The organism is Pseudomonas sp. PS01270 (assembly GCF_029959775.1).
Lineage (GTDB): Bacteria > Pseudomonadota > Gammaproteobacteria > Pseudomonadales > Pseudomonadaceae > Aquipseudomonas > Aquipseudomonas atacamensis.
In genome coordinates, this window is the sequence record NZ_JASCPT010000022.1 from 38,120 (window position 1) to 54,355 (window position 16,236).

At 59.4% G+C, this 16,236-nt stretch carries 13 protein-coding genes and 1 other RNA gene; 12 read left to right on the top strand and 2 right to left on the bottom strand.

Annotation, left to right across the window (positions count from 1 at the left end; all coding sequences use genetic code 11):
* Window positions 1-5: 5 nt before the first annotated feature.
* Window positions 6-1,409, bottom strand: a complete 1,404-nt coding sequence (locus QMX86_RS09640; protein WP_016771774.1) for a sodium-dependent transporter — start codon at window positions 1,407-1,409, stop codon at window positions 6-8.
* Between the two features lie 119 nt (window positions 1,410-1,528).
* On the opposite strand from QMX86_RS09640, the gene smpB reads away from it, so the two are divergent.
* Window positions 1,529-2,011, top strand: a complete 483-nt coding sequence (smpB, locus tag QMX86_RS09645; RefSeq protein WP_007953781.1) for an SsrA-binding protein SmpB — start codon at window positions 1,529-1,531, stop codon at window positions 2,009-2,011.
* A 60-nt stretch (window positions 2,012-2,071) separates the two neighbouring features.
* Here the strand turns inward: smpB and QMX86_RS09650 are convergent, their stop codons facing one another.
* Entirely contained in the window at window positions 2,072-2,839 is a 768-nt protein-coding gene (locus QMX86_RS09650) for an FCD domain-containing protein (RefSeq protein WP_016771775.1), read from the bottom strand.
* A 263-nt stretch (window positions 2,840-3,102) separates the two neighbouring features.
* On the opposite strand from QMX86_RS09650, the gene QMX86_RS09655 reads away from it, so the two are divergent.
* From QMX86_RS09655 to QMX86_RS09705, 11 genes are all read left to right on the top strand, one after another.
* Window positions 3,103-4,797, top strand: coding sequence for a lactate permease LctP family transporter (locus tag QMX86_RS09655; protein ID WP_273528844.1), 1,695 nt, complete (start codon window positions 3,103-3,105; stop codon window positions 4,795-4,797).
* A 149-nt stretch (window positions 4,798-4,946) separates the two neighbouring features.
* Complete coding sequence (locus QMX86_RS09660; protein ID WP_041477925.1) at window positions 4,947-5,771, top strand: (Fe-S)-binding protein; 825 nt, start codon at window positions 4,947-4,949, stop codon at window positions 5,769-5,771.
* Entirely contained in the window at window positions 5,768-7,225 is a 1,458-nt protein-coding gene (locus tag QMX86_RS09665) for a LutB/LldF family L-lactate oxidation iron-sulfur protein (protein ID WP_073473864.1), read from the top strand. The genes QMX86_RS09660 and QMX86_RS09665 overlap by 4 nt, the downstream gene beginning before the upstream one ends.
* Window positions 7,222-7,893, top strand: coding sequence for a lactate utilization protein (locus QMX86_RS09670; protein ID WP_122707598.1), 672 nt, complete (start codon window positions 7,222-7,224; stop codon window positions 7,891-7,893). The genes QMX86_RS09665 and QMX86_RS09670 overlap by 4 nt, the downstream gene beginning before the upstream one ends.
* Window positions 7,890-10,700 (top strand): FAD-binding and (Fe-S)-binding domain-containing protein, encoded by a 2,811-nt coding sequence (locus QMX86_RS09675; RefSeq protein WP_282383117.1) that lies wholly within the window; start codon window positions 7,890-7,892, stop codon window positions 10,698-10,700. The genes QMX86_RS09670 and QMX86_RS09675 overlap by 4 nt, the downstream gene beginning before the upstream one ends.
* A gap of 111 nt (window positions 10,701-10,811) precedes the next feature.
* Entirely contained in the window at window positions 10,812-11,093 is a 282-nt protein-coding gene (locus tag QMX86_RS09680; RefSeq protein WP_016771780.1) for a hypothetical protein, read from the top strand.
* 206 nt (window positions 11,094-11,299) lie between these two features.
* Window positions 11,300-11,575: a hypothetical protein gene (locus QMX86_RS09685; protein WP_016771781.1), complete on the top strand. Its 276-nt coding sequence runs from the start codon at window positions 11,300-11,302 to the stop codon at window positions 11,573-11,575.
* Between the two features lie 95 nt (window positions 11,576-11,670).
* Window positions 11,671-12,059: a transfer-messenger RNA gene (gene ssrA / locus QMX86_RS09690) on the top strand.
* Between the two features lie 316 nt (window positions 12,060-12,375).
* Window positions 12,376-13,224 (top strand): hypothetical protein, encoded by an 849-nt coding sequence (locus QMX86_RS09695; RefSeq protein WP_073473873.1) that lies wholly within the window; start codon window positions 12,376-12,378, stop codon window positions 13,222-13,224.
* A 237-nt stretch (window positions 13,225-13,461) separates the two neighbouring features.
* Window positions 13,462-14,049 carry a ribosomal protein S5-alanine N-acetyltransferase gene (gene rimJ / locus QMX86_RS09700; protein ID WP_282383113.1) on the top strand — a complete coding sequence of 196 codons (588 nt, stop codon included), beginning with the start codon at window positions 13,462-13,464 and terminating at the stop codon, window positions 14,047-14,049.
* Window positions 14,050-14,196: 147 nt separating this feature from the next.
* Window positions 14,197-16,116: a methyl-accepting chemotaxis protein gene (locus tag QMX86_RS09705; protein WP_282383110.1), complete on the top strand. Its 1,920-nt coding sequence runs from the start codon at window positions 14,197-14,199 to the stop codon at window positions 16,114-16,116.
* Window positions 16,117-16,236: the final 120 nt, after the last annotated feature.

A 16,236-nucleotide genomic window follows, 5' to 3' on the forward strand; every position in this document is an offset into this window, starting at 1 on the left:
AAGCGTTACTTCCAGAGCTGAGCGGCAAAGACTACAAGAATGCCGATAGGCGCCACGTAGCGCATCAAGAACAGGGACAGGGCAAATAGAACCGGGTTACGGATGGACAATTCATCCCGCACCGCTTCACGCCCCATTACCCATCCCGCGAACAGCACGAAACACAAGCCACCAAGGGGCAACATGATCCGCGAGGTGAAGAAATCGATCACGCCGAAGAAGTCGAGACCGCTCTGCGCACCCCATTGATAGAGGCTGAACGCCCCGCCTTCGTTCACGAAAAACTTGGCTTCCTTCCAGATATTGAAAGAAAACACCGTGCCCAGACCAACGAACCAGCAGGTGAACGCAAGCCAGAACGTCACCCAGATGCGGCTGATTTTAGTGCGTTCAACCAGGTAAGCCACCATCGGTTCGAGTAGCGAAATAGCCGAACTCCAGGCAGCCACCGCGACCAGCACAAAGAACACCACGCCCATCAACTGGCCGAAAAAGACGTTACCAAAAGCAAACGGCAGGCTGACGAACATTAGCCCCGGGCCTTCGCTTGGGTTCAAGCCAGCAGCAAATACAATTGGAAACAATGCCAGACCAGCCACCAGCGACACGAAGGTATCCAGCAGCGCAACGCCGACCACCGTGCCCGACAGCGAGGTGTTCTTCGGCATGTAGGCGCCGTAGATCATGATCGAACCAACGCCGACGCTCAGCGAGAAGAACGCGTGCCCCATCGCCGGCAGCAGGCCGTCGAGGACTTTTTCCGGGTGGAAGTCGAACATGAAATGCACGCCTTCCATGAAATGCCCGGTGGTCATGCTGTAGCCCAGCAGCACCAGAATCATCACGAACAGCAGCGGCATCATGATCCGCAGGCTGCGTTCAAGCCCGGCGACCACGCCTTTGGCGATCACGAAGGCCGACAGCAGCATGAAAATCGTGTGCCAAAGTGTCAGGCGCCATGGATTGGAGATGACATTGCCGAAATAGGCGCCGACCTGATCAGCCGTCGCGCCCTGGAAATCGCCACGACCCATGTCGACGATGTAGTCCAGCGACCAGCCGCCGACCACACTGTAGAAAGACAGGATCAGCAGGGCCGTGATCATCCCGGCAAACGCGCCCCACGACCATTTGGCCGAGTGCCCCGCCTCCAGCGCCAGCACCTTCAAGGCGTTCGCCGGACTTTGCCGGGCGCGCCGGCCGATCAGGGTTTCCGCGAGCATGACCGGGACACCGATGAGCGCGATGCACGCCAGGAACATCAGCACAAAGGCGCCGCCGCCGTAGACCCCGACCATGTAGGGGAACTTCCAGATACTACCCAGTCCCACGGCCGAACCGGTCGCGGCGAGTATGAATACCCAGCGGCTAGCCCAACTGCCGTGGACAGAAACCTTGTCTGTCGACATCGTTTATCACGCCCAAGCGTTAGAAAAAGAGGCCGCATTGTCCGGGATTCACTCAACCTGCTCAAGCACGCAGCAACACCGTAGCCGACAGCCGAACAACTCCATATAATGCCGCCCCTATGGCTAAACAGAAGAAACACCCAACAGGGACCATCGCGCAGAACAAAAAGGCGCGACACGATTACTTCATCGAGCACAAGTTCGAGGCTGGTCTGGTCCTGGCCGGCTGGGAAGTAAAAAGTCTGCGGGCGAGCAAGTTGCAGCTGGTCGACAGCTATGTGCTGCTCAAGGATGGCGAAGCATGGTTGCTCGGCAGCCACATCACGCCGTTGATGACCGCAAGCACTCACGTCATCGCCGACCCGGTGCGCACTCGCAAACTGCTGCTCAACCGCCGCGAGCTGGACAAGCTTGCCGCCGCCGTGCAGCAAAAGGGTTACGCCTGCGTCTGCCTGTCCTGGTACTGGAGCAAGCACATGGTCAAGTGCGAAATCGCTCTGGGCAAGGGCAAGAAGGAATACGACAAGCGCGACACCGAGCGCGAGCGCGATGCCGGGCGTGAATTACAGCGTGCGGTGCGCAACAAGGGCAAGGAAGATTAGTTTTCCACCCTGATCGTTCCCACGCTCTGCGTGGGAACGATCGTTTGCAGAACTAACTGACTACATCCCCTTGCGCCGCTCCGCCCGAGCCATGCGCTGCACCTCCTGACGCACCTCTTCCAGCACCTCCTGCACATACAAAATATGTCGGCTGGACACTTCCCGCGCCTGCTCGGCACGCCCTTCGATAATCGCCAGATACAATTCCCGATGCTGCGAGATCAGCATGTCGCGGGTTTCCGTGCGCTGTTTGTACATACCACCAATGTTGGTCACGACGTTGCGCTTGAGCAGATCGAACAGTCCGCGAATCGTATGCAGCAACACCGCGTTATGGCTGGCCTCGGCAATCGCCAGATGAAACTTCGCATCCGCCGCGCCCTCTTCCGCCCGGCTGACTTCTTCATGGCGCGAGTAGCAATCCTGCAACTCCTCGAACGCAGCGGTCAGGCGCTCGCGATCGACATCGGTAGCGCGCAATGCGGCGTAGTAGGCGCACGATGCCTCCAGGGTGTGCCGGAATTCGAGCAAATCACGTTGCGCTTCGGGATTGCTTTCAAGCAATTGCAGCAGCGGATCGCTGAACGTCGATCCGAGCCCCTCCACCACATAATTGCCGCCGCCCTGGCGACTGACCAGCAAACCTTTGGCCGCGAGTTTCTGAATCGCCTCGCGCAACGACGGGCGTGATACGCCAAATTGTTCGGCCAGCGTGCGCTCGGCCGGCAGCCGCTCGCCCGACTTCAGCGTGCCCTCGAGGATCATCCCCTCAAGGCGCTCGACAATATCGTCAGACAAACGGCGCTGACGTATCTGATCAAAGCCCATAACTCATTTCTCCACGATCCCGACCGCTCGCCGGGGTGTCTATTCTGGCCTATCCGCGCGCCGCCGACACCTGCCAGACACCACTTCGCCAAAGCGGATCAGTTGCCCTCTGCACCGCATCTTCGACGAAAGTTTCAGAGCGGCAAATTGACACACCGCCACCAAGGCTTTTACCCTAGCCGACAGTGCTTGTAAATTGGTCTTACCAATTATCCAAGATTACTCACAGTGCCTGACCAACAACAATTAGGGGCCACCCCACCATGCAAACCTGGCAACAGCTCTACAGTCCGCTCGGCAGCCTTGGCGTCTCCGCTCTCGCGGCCGTCATTCCCATCGTGTTCTTCTTTCTCGCCCTGGCGGTGTTCCGCCTCAAAGGCCATGTGGCCGGCAGCATCACCCTCGCGCTTTCGATTGCCGTGGCGATTTTCGCCTTCCAGATGCCAGTGGACATGGCCTTCGCCGCCGCTGGTTACGGTTTCGCTTATGGCCTGTGGCCGATTGCCTGGATCATTGTCGCGGCGGTGTTCCTCTACAAACTGACGGTGAAAAGCGGTCAGTTCGAGGTCATCCGCAGCTCGGTCCTGTCGATCACCGATGACCAGCGCTTGCAGGTGTTGCTGATCGGTTTCTGCTTCGGCGCCTTTCTGGAAGGTGCCGCCGGTTTCGGCGCGCCGGTAGCTATTACTGCCGCACTCCTTGTAGGACTGGGCTTCAACCCGCTGTACGCCGCCGGCTTGTGCCTGATTGCCAACACTGCGCCGGTAGCGTTCGGCGCGCTGGGGATTCCGATCATCGTGGCGGGACAGGTCACTGGCATCGACGCCTTCAAGATCGGCGCCATGACCGGTCGCCAGCTGCCACTGCTGTCGCTGTTCGTGCCGTTCTGGCTGGTGTTCATGATGGACGGCCTGCGCGGCGTGCGCGAAACCTGGCCGGCCGCGCTGGTGGCAGGCTTGAGTTTCGCCATCACCCAATACTTCACTTCCAACTTCATCGGTCCGGAACTGCCGGACATCACTTCGGCGCTGGCCAGCCTGATTTCCCTGACCCTGTTCCTCAAGGTCTGGCAACCACGTCGCGCCGCCGGCCAGCACATCGTTGGTGCCGTATCCGCTTCGGTGGTCAGCGCCAGCGTCGGAGGTTTCGGCCAGAAGCGCACCACCGTCGCTTCGCCCTACAGCCTCGGGGAAATTTTCAAGGCGTGGTCGCCGTTCCTGATCCTCACTGTGCTGGTGACGATCTGGACGCTGAAGCCTTTCAAAGCGATGTTCGCTGCCGGCGGCTCAATGTACAGCTGGGTGTTCAACTTCGCGATTCCGCACCTTGATCAACTGGTGATCAAGACTGCGCCAATCGTGACCAACCCGACCGCGATTCCAGCGGTGTTCAAACTCGACCCGATTTCCGCCACCGGAACCGCGATTTTCTTCTCCGCGCTGATTTCGATGCTGGTGCTGAAGATCAACTTCAAAACTGGTCTGACCATTTTGAAAGAGACCTTCTACGAACTGCGCTGGCCAATCCTGTCGATCGGCATGGTGCTGGCGTTCGCCTTCGTCACCAACTACTCCGGCATGTCGTCGACCATGGCCCTGGTGCTGGCGGGTACTGGCGCCGCGTTCCCGTTCTTCTCGCCGTTCCTCGGTTGGCTGGGCGTGTTCCTCACCGGCTCGGATACTTCGTCGAACGCGCTGTTCAGTTCGTTGCAAGCGACCACCGCCCACCAGATCGGCGTCAACGACACCTTGCTGGTGGCGGCCAATACCAGCGGCGGCGTGACCGGCAAGATGATCTCGCCGCAATCGATCGCCGTGGCCTGCGCCGCGACCGGTCTGGTCGGCAAGGAATCGGATCTGTTCCGCTTCACCCTCAAGCACAGCCTATTCTTTGCAACGATTGTCGGTTTGATCACCCTGGCTCAGGCCTACTGGTTCACCGGCATGCTGGTGCACTAAACCTACAAGAAAGACGGAAATAACCGACGCCGGCCCGTGATCCGGCGTCAGCAATTCACCACCGGGTCTGTAAGGCTGCTGAAAGCAATGCGCTTTATATTCGGCAGCCGCAGCAGACGGATAACCGGGCCCACCCGGAGACACGCCTGATGAGCGAGCTTTTTTACAACGCTGTGCCGAACGCGACCCGCGTGGCACCGCCACTGCCCGAACCTCGGCAATACCCCAGCGAGAAACCGTCGCGGGTCTACCTTTTCGGCACGTGTGTGGTCGACCTGTTCTACCCCGAAGCCGGGATGGACGCGATCCATCTGCTGGAGCGCGAAGGGATCCGGGTCGAGTATCCGCAAGGGCAGAGCTGCTGCGGCCAACCGGCCTACACCTCGGGTTACACCGAGCAGGCGCGGACGGTAGCGCGCTCGCAACTGGCGTTGTTTGCCGGCGATTATCCGGTGGTGGTGCCGTCGGGTTCCTGCGCCGGCATGCTGCGCGAGCATTACGCCGACTTGTTCAAGGACGAGCCGGAAACGTTGAAACAGGTGCAGGCCCTTGCGGCGCGCACTTATGAACTGGCCGAGTTTCTGCTGTTCGTCTGCAAGGTGCAGCTCAAGGACAGCGGCGAACCGGTGAAAGTCGCGCTGCACACCTCGTGTTCGGCACGCCGCGAAATGAACACCCACCTGCACGGCCGCGAGTTGTTGGCGCAGTTGAGCAATGTGGAGCGGGTCAATCACGACCACGAAAGCGAATGCTGTGGCTTCGGTGGGACATTCAGCGTCCGTATGCCAGACATTTCCGGCGCGATGGTGGCTGACAAGACCCGCGCGCTGAAGGAGTCCGGCGCCCACAAGGTACTGAGTGCCGACTGCGGCTGTTTGATGAACATCAACGGCGCGCTGGAGAAACAGCAGGAAGCGTTACGCGGGCAACATCTGGCGAGCTTCCTCTGGCAGCGAACCGGAGGTGCACAATGAGCGCCTCCACGATTATTCCTACGGTCGCCGTAGAAGAAGATTTCCGCACCCGGGCACACAATGCCTTGGGTGATCAGCAGCTGCGGAACAACTTCCGCACTGCCATGGATTCACTGATGACCAAGCGGGCAGCGGCTTTCAGCGATGCCCACGAAAGAGAACACTTGCGCGCACTGGGCAATTCGATCAAGGCCCGCGCGCTGTCCAAGTTGCCCGACCTGCTCGAGCAACTGGAACAGAACCTGACCCGCAACGGTGTGACAGTGCACTGGGCGGAAACGGTGGACGAAGCCAATGGCATCGTCTTATCGATCATCCGTGCTCACGAGGCGCGGCAAGTGATCAAGGGCAAATCGATGGTCAGCGAAGAGATGGAGATGAACCATTTCCTCGAGGCTCGGGACATTGAATGTCTGGAGTCCGACATGGGGGAGTACATCGTCCAGCTCGACCACGAGAAGCCTTCACACATCATTATGCCGGCGATCCACAAGAATGCCGGTCAGGTCGCGTCCTTGTTCCACGACAAACTTGGCGTGGAATACACCAAGGACGTTGACCAACTCATTCAGATCGGTCGCAGGGTCCTGCGGCAGAAATTCTTCGAAGCCGACATCGGCGTCTCCGGCGTCAACTTCGCCGTGGCCGAAACCGGCACCCTGCTGCTGGTGGAAAACGAAGGCAACGGGCGCATGACCACCACCGTTCCCCCGGTGCACATCGCCGTCACCGGCATCGAAAAAGTCGTGGAAAACCTGCGCGACGTGGTGCCGCTGCTGTCACTGCTGACGCGCTCGGCGCTGGGCATTCCGATCACCACCTACGTCAACATGATCTCCGGCCCGCGCAAGGAACATGAACTCGATGGCCCGCAGGAAGTGCATCTGGTGCTGCTCGACAACGGTCGCAGCCAAGCCTTCGCCGACAGTGAATTGCGCCAGACCCTGAACTGCATCCGCTGCGGCGCCTGCATGAATCATTGTCCGGTATACACCCGAGTGGGCGGCCACACCTATGGCGAGGTCTACCCAGGCCCGATCGGCAAGATCATCACCCCGCATATGGTCGGCCTGGCCAAGGTTCCGGACCACCCGAGCGCGTCCTCCCTGTGCGGCGCCTGCGGTGAAGTCTGCCCGGTGAAGATACCGATCCCGGCGATCCTGCGCCGTCTGCGCGAGGAAAACGTCAAAGCCCCGGACGCACCGAATCAGGTGATGCGCGGCCAGGGCAGCAAATATTCGCGCAAGGAGCGCTTCATCTGGAACGCCTGGGCCAGACTCAACAGCTCGCCGACGCTGTACCGCTTGTTCGCTTTTTTCGCCACGCGCCTGCGCGCCCTTACGCCGAGCAATGTCGGCCCATGGACGCAAAATCACAGCGCGCCAAAACCGGCCGCGCGTTCGTTGCATGACATGGCCCGCGAGCATCTGGCCAAACAGGGAGAGCGTCGATGAGCGCCAAGCAAAATATCCTCGGCAAGCTGCGGAAAAGTCTGACCGGCACCACGCCAATTGCCGACAACTTCGATGTCGATCTGGTCACCCAGCCCTACACCTACAGCGCCGAGCAACGCATCCCGCAACTGCGCAAACTGATGGAGGCGGTGCACACCGAAATCCACCTGACCTCGGGCGCCGAGTGGCCGGCATTACTGGCGCAACTGCTGCGTGACCGCCAGTTGCCGAGCCTGCTGATCGCACCGACCACACCGCACGGGCAACGCATCGCACAGCACTGGGCGAACAATCCCGAGCTGCCTGCACTGAAATCCTACAACCGGCCAATGGAAGCGTGGAAAGCCGAGCTGTTCAACGACACCCCGGCCAGCCTTACCGGCACCCTCGGTGCCATCGCCGCGACCGGCAGCCTGATTCTCTGGCCAACCCGTGAAGAACCGCGTTTGATGAGCCTGGTGCCACCGGTGCACTTCGCCCTGCTCAAGGCCAGCGAAATCCGCGACAACTTCTATCAGGTGCAACAGGAATTCGAATGGGCGCAAGGCATGCCGACCAACGCGCTGCTGGTCTCCGGCCCGTCGAAGACTGCCGATATTGAACAGGTCCTGGCGTATGGCGCGCATGGCCCGAAAGATCTGGTCGTGCTGATTCTGGAGGATAAATGAGTCTTCCTGCCGCTTTCCTGCGTGATGCCGAGCAACTGATTCCAGCAGACCGGCGTTTCGACGACCCGCTGTCGACTCTGGCCTTCGGCACCGACGCCAGTTTCTATCGACTGATCCCGAAACTGGTGATCCGCGTCGAGTCTGAAGACGAAGTGGTGGCGCTGCTGCAACTGGCCCAGCGCGACAAGGTGCCGGTGACCTTCCGCGCCGCCGGCACCAGCCTGTCCGGGCAGGCGATCAGCGACTCGGTGCTGATCGTGCTTGGGGATAACTGGAACGCCCGCGAGATTCGCGGCCAAGGCACGCAGATCCGCCTGCAACCGGGCGTGATCGGCGCGCAGGCCAACGCCTGGCTGGCGCCGTTCGGACGCAAGATCGGCCCGGACCCGGCGTCGATCAATGCCTGCAAGATCGGCGGCATCGTCGCCAACAACGCCAGCGGCATGTGCTGCGGCACCGCGCAGAATACCTATCACACCCTGGCCGGAATTCGCTTGGTGCTGGCCGACGGCACGCGCCTCGACAGCGAAGACCCTGCCAGCGTCGCGGCATTTCGCTCCAGCCACGGCGACCTGCTCGAACGCTTGGCGACTTTAGGTCGCGAGACCCGCGCCAACGCCGAGCTGGCCGCGAGAATTCGCCACAAATACCGTCTGAAAAATACCACCGGCCTGTCGCTCAACGCCCTGGTGGATTTCGACGAGCCTGTGGATATCCTGAGCCACCTGCTGGTCGGCTCCGAAGGCACGCTCGGCTTCATCAGCGCGGTGACTTACGACACCGTCATCGATCACCCGAACAAGGCCTCGGCGCTGATCGTGTTCCCCGATGTCGAGACCTGCTGCAACGCGGTCACCGTGCTGAAAAGCCAACCGGTGTCAGCGGTGGAGTTGCTTGACCGACGCAGTCTGCGCTCGGTGCAGGACAAAAAAGGCATGCCCGCTTTCGTACAGCTGCTGTCGGAAAATGCCTGCGCGCTGCTCATCGAATCCCGCGCGGCGTCATCGACATTGCTGCAGGAACAACTGGCGCAAATCATGGCGTCCCTGCGCGATTTCCCCGTTGAGAAGCAGGTCGACTTCACTGAAGACCCGGTGGAAAACGCCCGCCTCTGGGCCATCCGCAAAGACACCTTCCCCGCCGTCGGCGCCGTGCGCAAAACCGGCACCACAGTGATCATCGAAGACGTGACCTTCCCGGTCGAACAACTGGCCATCGGCGTCAATCGCCTGATCGAGCTGTTCGACAAACATGCCTACGACGAAGCGATCCTTTTCGGACACGCACTGGAAGGCAATCTGCACTTCGTCTTCACCCAAGGCTTCAACAGCCCGGCAGAAATCGCACGCTACCAAGCGTTCATGGACGATGTCGCGCAACTGGTCGCCGTGGAGTTCGGCGGCTCGCTGAAGGCCGAACACGGCACCGGCCGCAACATGGCGCCGTTCGTGGAACTGGAATGGGGCAGCGACGCCTATCAACTGATGTGGCAGCTTAAACGCCTGCTCGACCCCAACGGCATTCTCAATCCGGACGTGGTGCTCAGCGAAGATCCGCAGATCCATCTCAAGCACCTGAAACCGCTGCCGGCCGCTGACGAGATTGTGGATAAGTGCATCGAGTGCGGTTTTTGCGAACCGGTCTGCCCATCGAAAGGCCTGACCTTGAGCCCGCGCCAGCGCATCGTCATCTGGCGCGATATCCAGGCGAAAAAGCGCGCCGGCGTCGACACCACCGAACTGGAAAAAGCCTACGACTATCAAGGCATCGACACCTGCGCCGCAACCGGTCTGTGCGCGCAACGCTGCCCTGTAGGCATCAACACCGCCGAACTGGTGAAAAAGCTCCGTGGCCGACACGCCACGCATCAGAAAACCGCTGACTGGATCGAAGGAAATTTCGCCAAAACCCTGCAAGGCGCACGCTTCACGCTGCACGTCGCCAACGGCGCGCGAATGATGCTCGGCGCACCGCGTCTGGCGAAGTTGTCGGCGACGCTGACGCGCTTGTCCAAAGGCCAGGTGCCGTTGTGGACCAACGCCATGCCCCAACCGGAAAAAGCCATTCGCTTCAGCCCGAGCGTTTCCGACCAGCGCCCGCGCGTGGTTTATCTGGCTGCTTGCGTATCGCGGGTCATGGGCCCGGCGGCGGGTGACAAAGAACAGATGTCGCTGTACGACAAAACCCGTGGCCTGCTGGAAAAGGCCGGTTACCAGGTAGTCTTTCCCGACAACCAGGACAACCTCTGCTGCGGTCAGCCGTTCGCCTCCAAGGGCTACGCCGAACAGGCCGAGCACAAACGTCAGGAGCTGATCAGCGCCCTGCTCCACGCCAGTCGCGGCGGCCTTGACCCGATCTATTGCGACACCAGCCCGTGTACGTTACGGCTGGTTCAGGACATCGGCGAAACACGACTGGATCTGTACGATCCGGTGCGCTTCATCCGTACGCATCTGCTGGATCGTCTGGACTTCACACCCCAGGAAGCGCCGATTGCCGTGCACGTGACCTGCAGCACTCAACACTTGGGCGAAAGCCAGGCGCTGATCGATCTGGCGCGCAAATGCAGCAACACCGTGGTGATTCCCGAAGGCATACATTGCTGCGGATTTGCCGGCGACAAAGGCTTCACCACACCGGAGCTGAACAGCCATTCGCTGCGCACGCTCAAGGACGCCGTGCAGCACTGCAGCGAGGGCATTTCCACCAGCCGCACGTGCGAAATCGGCCTGACCCAGCACGGTGGCATCGACTACCACGGGCTGGTTTATCTGGTGGATCGGGTGACACAGGCCAAAGTCTGCTGAACAAAAATCAGAACCCTTGAGCGAGGCGGTAGTCCACTGCACATGCCCCGGACCATTCGGGGCCTGTTCAACGGTCAGCGAAGTCTGAACCCTCAGTTCAAGGAGATACACATGAACCGCTCTGTAATGTTAGGTCTGTTTGTCACTGCCTCGATGATGGCGTCCACTTCGTTCGCTGCTGAAAAACCCGCCGATTTGTGCGATGCCAATCTGCAGAGAATCGATAGCGCCAAGACTCAATACCAGACGTCACCGGATCTGAATGCGCGCGTCTCGGCCAGTGTCAGCAAAGCCCGCGCCCTGAAAGCACAAGGCAAGATTGACGACTGCCTCGCTGAAACCCAGCAAACTCTGCTGGACATTCAAAACGCTACCGGTGACACCAAAAAATGATTCATGCGCCGACCTCTTACAGGTCGGCTGCATCGACCCCTGGTCGACCGATCTGGCCATTTGACATTCGTTGCAAATAAAACCGAATTCCTGCGCAGCGAAGCGGTCAACCAGACAGGTCCTATACTGACCTCGCTTGTCTTGACCTCGGCATCGCGGCCAGACCGTCCGGCAGCACCGAGCCCCCATCGTTCAAGGAGATACCCATGAAGCATTCTGCAATTGCTGGATTGTTTATCACTGGTGCACTTCTGGCCTCGCCGGTGTTCGCGGCGGACAAAGACCTTTGTGCCGGGAATCTTCAAAGCATCAAAGACTTCGTCACCAGCCAGCCGTCCCTTCCTGAAAGCTCCATGAATAACATCAAGGAAGCACAGGAAAAAGCCACTGCGGCCCAGGCGTCCGGCAACGATAAGGAATGCATCGAGGTTACCAACGGCATCATCAGCAAGATGCAGATCCGTAACCCGACGCGTAACTGATGTACCGCAGGCCAACCTTCGGGTTGGCCTGCCAAGCGTTTTGACGTACACTGTGCACGCTTGTTGCCCGAACAGATTCACCGGGCAATGAGTTCGGGGCCGTTTAGGATTCGACGCCGGTTGCGAAACTCTAGGTGCATGCCGACTTGGTAACAGAAGTCGTAAATCCACTGTTGCAACTACTTATAGTTGCCAATGACGACCAATACGGTGTTGCTCTCGCTGCTTAATTGCAGCTGACAATGCTCCTGGTACCTTCGGGTCCAGCAATCATCAGGGGATGTCTGTAAACCCGAAATGATTGTCATATAGAACAGAATCGCCGTGCAGTACGTTGTGGACGAAGCGGCTAAAACTTACACAACTCGCCCAAAGCACCCTGCCCGTCGGGTCGCTGAGGGTTAACTTAATAGACACGGCTACGCATGTAGTACCGACAGCGGAGTACTGGCGGACGGGGGTTCAAATCCCCCCGGCTCCACCAACTCTCAACGACAAAGCCCGCCTAGTGCGGGCTTTGTCGCATCTGGGGTTAGTCGAATGGCCGCCCATTTCCTTCCCATTCTCAGGCCTTCCGGTGGCTGGGAATGTTCGACGCTTACTAAAAGGACGCTAGGGGCTGCGGCACTAATTAGGCTCATTCTCCAATTAAACGAAACCAGTTTGGCTGTAAGACGAGTGCGCTTGTGTGATAGCAAAACTACAGCCATCCCCTTACCATTCCGCGGCTGGCTGGAAGCCTCGCAGAGAAAACCGGTTCGCATGTGGAAACTCAACCTGCACAAGGAAGGCAATAAACCATGAGCTTCATCGAAACGATCCAATCCAAGGAAGTCGATATCTACATATCGGCGTTCTTCACCATCCTCGGCCTGATTCTGGGAGCCATTCTGGATCGGGTACTCAAAGGCGATTCTCCACAATCCGCCAATCAGCCGGGCCATTCGGTAAACCTGACCTTCAATACGGTGGTCAATCCACCGCCGGGCGTAAACGCGGCCAGCACAAGCCAGGATATGACTCCGTTCATCTGCATGCTGCTGCTGGTTGCCGGACTCATTTATCTGTTTTTCAGGGTTGAAATACTCAACCTGCTTTCCTGGGTCACGCTGTTCACTATTTCCCTATGGGCTGGCGGAACCCTGCATAGCCTTTACCGGAGCTTCTTCGCGGGCATTAAGTGGGTCGTTGCGCTTTTGTTTTGCTTGGCATTTTGCGTGGCCGCGACGTATGTCACCGACGAAGCTTTTATGCCCACACAGGCGCCGCCAAATTTCCAGAACGGCCAGCGAATCATCAATGAGCAGGGACTGACGGGGATAAAGGAAAATTTCGTCTTGCTGGATATGCATTGGTTTTTGCTGCACCTGTCGGGCGTGATCCTGCTTATTTACACAAGTCTGCGGATGATGCTGTTTTCAACCTACTTCATCGTTGCGGGCGCACATGCCAATAACAACGGCACTCACGAACCATGGCTTTCCAGAAAAACCCGCAAGTACGCCAATCTGCGCAAAAACATCATCTTCATGCCCATCCTGCTGGTTCTCGCGTACCTGCTGACCTCGGGTCTTGCTTTCGACTGGTTCATCCACACCATGCCAAATCAGGTCAATGCGTTAATGAATACGGTGCTGTATGGGCGCTGATATTTCATCGTGCACTGAAGATCGACTGGCGGGACACCAACCCGGTTGGCAGAAGCGACATGAATTTTTCTTCACTGCGCCCAACCGGGACAGTCTGTAAAGTTCACTCGCTCATTCAAGAAACTACGGTTCGCCCGCGCTCCTAGCGGGCTTTTTTTCGTCTGCCATCCAGCACACCTTGCCGCTCCCCACCATATGCGCGACTCTGCCAGCAGATCCCTCGCCAAGGAGCGCTCGATGCCGCTGTTATCCCTGCCCTGCCCGCGCCTGACCCTTGCCATCCTCTCCCCCGATCAAGCCGAGCTCGAAAGCGCGTTCTACCAGCGCAACCTCCGCCACCTGGCGCCGTGGTCGCCCATCCGCACCACCGACTATTTCTCCACCGCCAACATCCGCCGTCGTCTGGAGATCCAGGCCAGTGCCTTCGAAGCAGGCCTGGCCATGCATTTCGCGCTGCTGTCGCCGGATCGTAAGCAGATGATCGGTGCGTGCAATTTCAGCGGGATTATTCGTGGGGCGTTTCAGGCGTGTTATCTGGGTTATCACATTGATGAGGCGCATCAGGGTCAGGGTTTGATGCAGGAGGGGCTGGAGGCGGGGATTGGTTATATGTTCGATGTGCAGAATCTGCATCGGATCATGGCCAATTACATTCCGGGCAATGAGCGCAGTGCGCGTTTGCTTGAGCGCTTGGGTTTTGAGCGCGAGGGGTATGCGAAGGCGTATCTGAATATCGCCGGGCGTTGGCAGGATCATGTGCTGACGGCGCTGGTCAATCCGGGGTTCGAGGCGCCGGATCAGCGCTGGTCGCGGCGCCTGGGTTGAGTTGCGCGAAATCTGTCCGACAAAAATCCTTTCAGCTCTCGGGTTTGCGGCCGATACAGACCTGCTAACACCCCTGCTGGCTCAAAAGAACAACAATCTTCCAGCTTAACTGACGACCAAGAAACCCAACGTTTCTGGAGGATTTGCATGAATAGCTGGTTCGGTAACATCAGCGTGAACATGAAACTCGGCCTGGGCTTCGGCCTGGTGCTGGCCCTGACCTGCGTTCTGGCGCTGACCGGCTGGACCAGCCTCGGCGGCCTGATCGACCGCAGCAACTGGATGAGCGACATCACCCAGCTCAACGCTGGCCTGACCAAACTGCGCGTGGTGCGCCTGCAATACATGCTGACCAACGGCGACGAAACCGCCGCGCAGAATGTGCAGACCACCCTGGAAAGCTTCGCCGCACAGCAACAGGCGTTGATCAGCAAATTCAAGAGTCCGGAGAACGTCAAACTGCTCAAGCAGCAGGCCGCGACCATCGCTGAATACCAGACCTCGCTGAACAAAATGCGCAACGCCTATCGCACCGGCAACAGTGCGCGCGACACCATGAGCGTCAACGCCCAGAACGCCTACAACCTGATCGAATCGATCAGCCAGCGTGTGCAGCAGTTGGAGTTGAGCGATCAGCGTTTCGAGCCGTTCCAAGCGGTTACTGCGGCCAAGGAAGCGTTCATCCTCGCGCGCTATGAAGTGCGTGGTTACACCGCGACCAGCAATGCCGAGACCGAGCAGAAAGCCGTCGGCCAGATCGACGCGGCCATCGCCAGCCTCAAGCCACTGAATGCGCAATTTGCCGCGACTCAGCAGGATGCCTTGCGCCAATTGGAAACCGCGCTGACCAGCTATCGCGGCGCGTTGATGGCGTACAAGAACGCCAACACCGAAGCCGTGCAGGCGCGTAAGGAAATGACCGATCAGGGCACCACCATCGTCGCCCTGAGCGAGCAGCTGTACCAGATCCAGCTTGATCGCCGTGATGCTGAAAGCGCTCAGGCGCGCACCTTCCAGTTGATCAGTACGTTGCTGGCGCTGCTGGTTGGCGTGATTGCTGCGGTGATCATCACCCGTCAGATCACCCGGCCGTTGCAGGAAACCCTGGCCGTGGTCGAGCGCATCGCCAGCGGCGACCTGACTCAGAACGTCACCGTCACCCGTCGCGACGAACTCGGCGTGTTGCAGCAAGGCATCGCGCGCATGGGCGTGACCCTGCGTGATTTGATCAGTGGCATCCGCGACGGCGTCACGCAGATTGCCAGCGCCGCCGAAGAGTTGTCGGCTGTAACCGAGCAGACCAGCGCCGGTGTGAACAGCCAGAAAGTCGAGACCGATCAGGTCGCCACTGCCATGCACGAAATGACTGCCACGGTGCAGGAAGTTGCGCGCAATGCTGAGGAAGCGTCGCAAGCTGCCGCTGCTGCGGACGGCGAGGCCCGTGAAGGCGACAAGGTGGTGAATGAGGCCATCGCACAGATCGAGCGTCTGGCCAGCGAAGTGGTGCGTTCGACCGAAGCGATGAGCGTGCTGCAACAGGAAAGCGACAAGATCGGCAGCGTCATGGACGTGATCAAGGCGGTCGCCGAACAGACCAACCTGCTCGCGCTCAACGCCGCGATCGAGGCGGCACGTGCCGGTGAAGCCGGGCGTGGTTTTGCCGTGGTGGCCGATGAGGTGCGTGGCTTGGCTCAACGCACGCAGAAATCCACCGAGGAAATCGAAGGTCTGGTCGCCGGTCTGCAGAACGGCACCCAGCAGGTTTCGGCAGTGATGAACAACAGCCGCGCGCTGACCGACAGCAGCGTCGCCCTGACGCGCAAGGCCGGCGCCTCGCTGGAAAACATCACCCGTACAGTGTCGAACATCCAGTCGATGAACCAGCAGATCGCCGCCGCTGCCGAACAGCAAAGCGCCGTGGCCGAAGAGATCAGCCGCAGCATCATCAACGTCCGCGACGTGTCCGAACAGACCGCAGCGGCGAGTGATGAGACGGCAGCGTCGAGTGTTGAACTGGCGCGGTTGGGTGGTCAGTTGCAGCAGATGGTCAGCCACTTCCGCGTTTGACGTTAGTCTTGCGCTGAAGCTGAAATCGAATCGCGGGCAAGCCCGCTCCCACAGGTTTTCGTGGTCGAGCACTGTTGATGTGTTCACCTCGATAACTGGGGGAGCGGGCTTGCCCGCGAT

Excerpts from the sequence above, each read along its gene's own strand:
- QMX86_RS09670 (WP_122707598.1), top strand. The coding sequence starts at position 7,222 with ATGAGCGCCAAGCAAAATATCCTCGGCAAGCTGCGGAAAAGTCTGACC.
- rimJ (WP_282383113.1), top strand. The coding sequence starts at position 13,462 with ATGCCGCTGTTATCCCTGCCCTGCCCGCGCCTGACCCTTGCCATCCTC.
- QMX86_RS09655 (WP_273528844.1), top strand. The coding sequence starts at position 3,103 with ATGCAAACCTGGCAACAGCTCTACAGTCCGCTCGGCAGCCTTGGCGTC.
- QMX86_RS09640 (WP_016771774.1), bottom strand. The coding sequence starts at position 1,409 with ATGTCGACAGACAAGGTTTCTGTCCACGGCAGTTGGGCTAGCCGCTGG.
- QMX86_RS09660 (WP_041477925.1), top strand. The coding sequence starts at position 4,947 with ATGAGCGAGCTTTTTTACAACGCTGTGCCGAACGCGACCCGCGTGGCA.
- QMX86_RS09680 (WP_016771780.1), top strand. The coding sequence starts at position 10,812 with ATGAACCGCTCTGTAATGTTAGGTCTGTTTGTCACTGCCTCGATGATG.
- QMX86_RS09675 (WP_282383117.1), top strand. The coding sequence starts at position 7,890 with ATGAGTCTTCCTGCCGCTTTCCTGCGTGATGCCGAGCAACTGATTCCA.
- QMX86_RS09665 (WP_073473864.1), top strand. The coding sequence starts at position 5,768 with ATGAGCGCCTCCACGATTATTCCTACGGTCGCCGTAGAAGAAGATTTC.
- QMX86_RS09705 (WP_282383110.1), top strand. The coding sequence starts at position 14,197 with ATGAATAGCTGGTTCGGTAACATCAGCGTGAACATGAAACTCGGCCTG.
- QMX86_RS09650 (WP_016771775.1), bottom strand. The coding sequence starts at position 2,839 with ATGGGCTTTGATCAGATACGTCAGCGCCGTTTGTCTGACGATATTGTC.
- smpB (WP_007953781.1), top strand. The coding sequence starts at position 1,529 with ATGGCTAAACAGAAGAAACACCCAACAGGGACCATCGCGCAGAACAAA.
- QMX86_RS09685 (WP_016771781.1), top strand. The coding sequence starts at position 11,300 with ATGAAGCATTCTGCAATTGCTGGATTGTTTATCACTGGTGCACTTCTG.
- QMX86_RS09695 (WP_073473873.1), top strand. The coding sequence starts at position 12,376 with ATGAGCTTCATCGAAACGATCCAATCCAAGGAAGTCGATATCTACATA.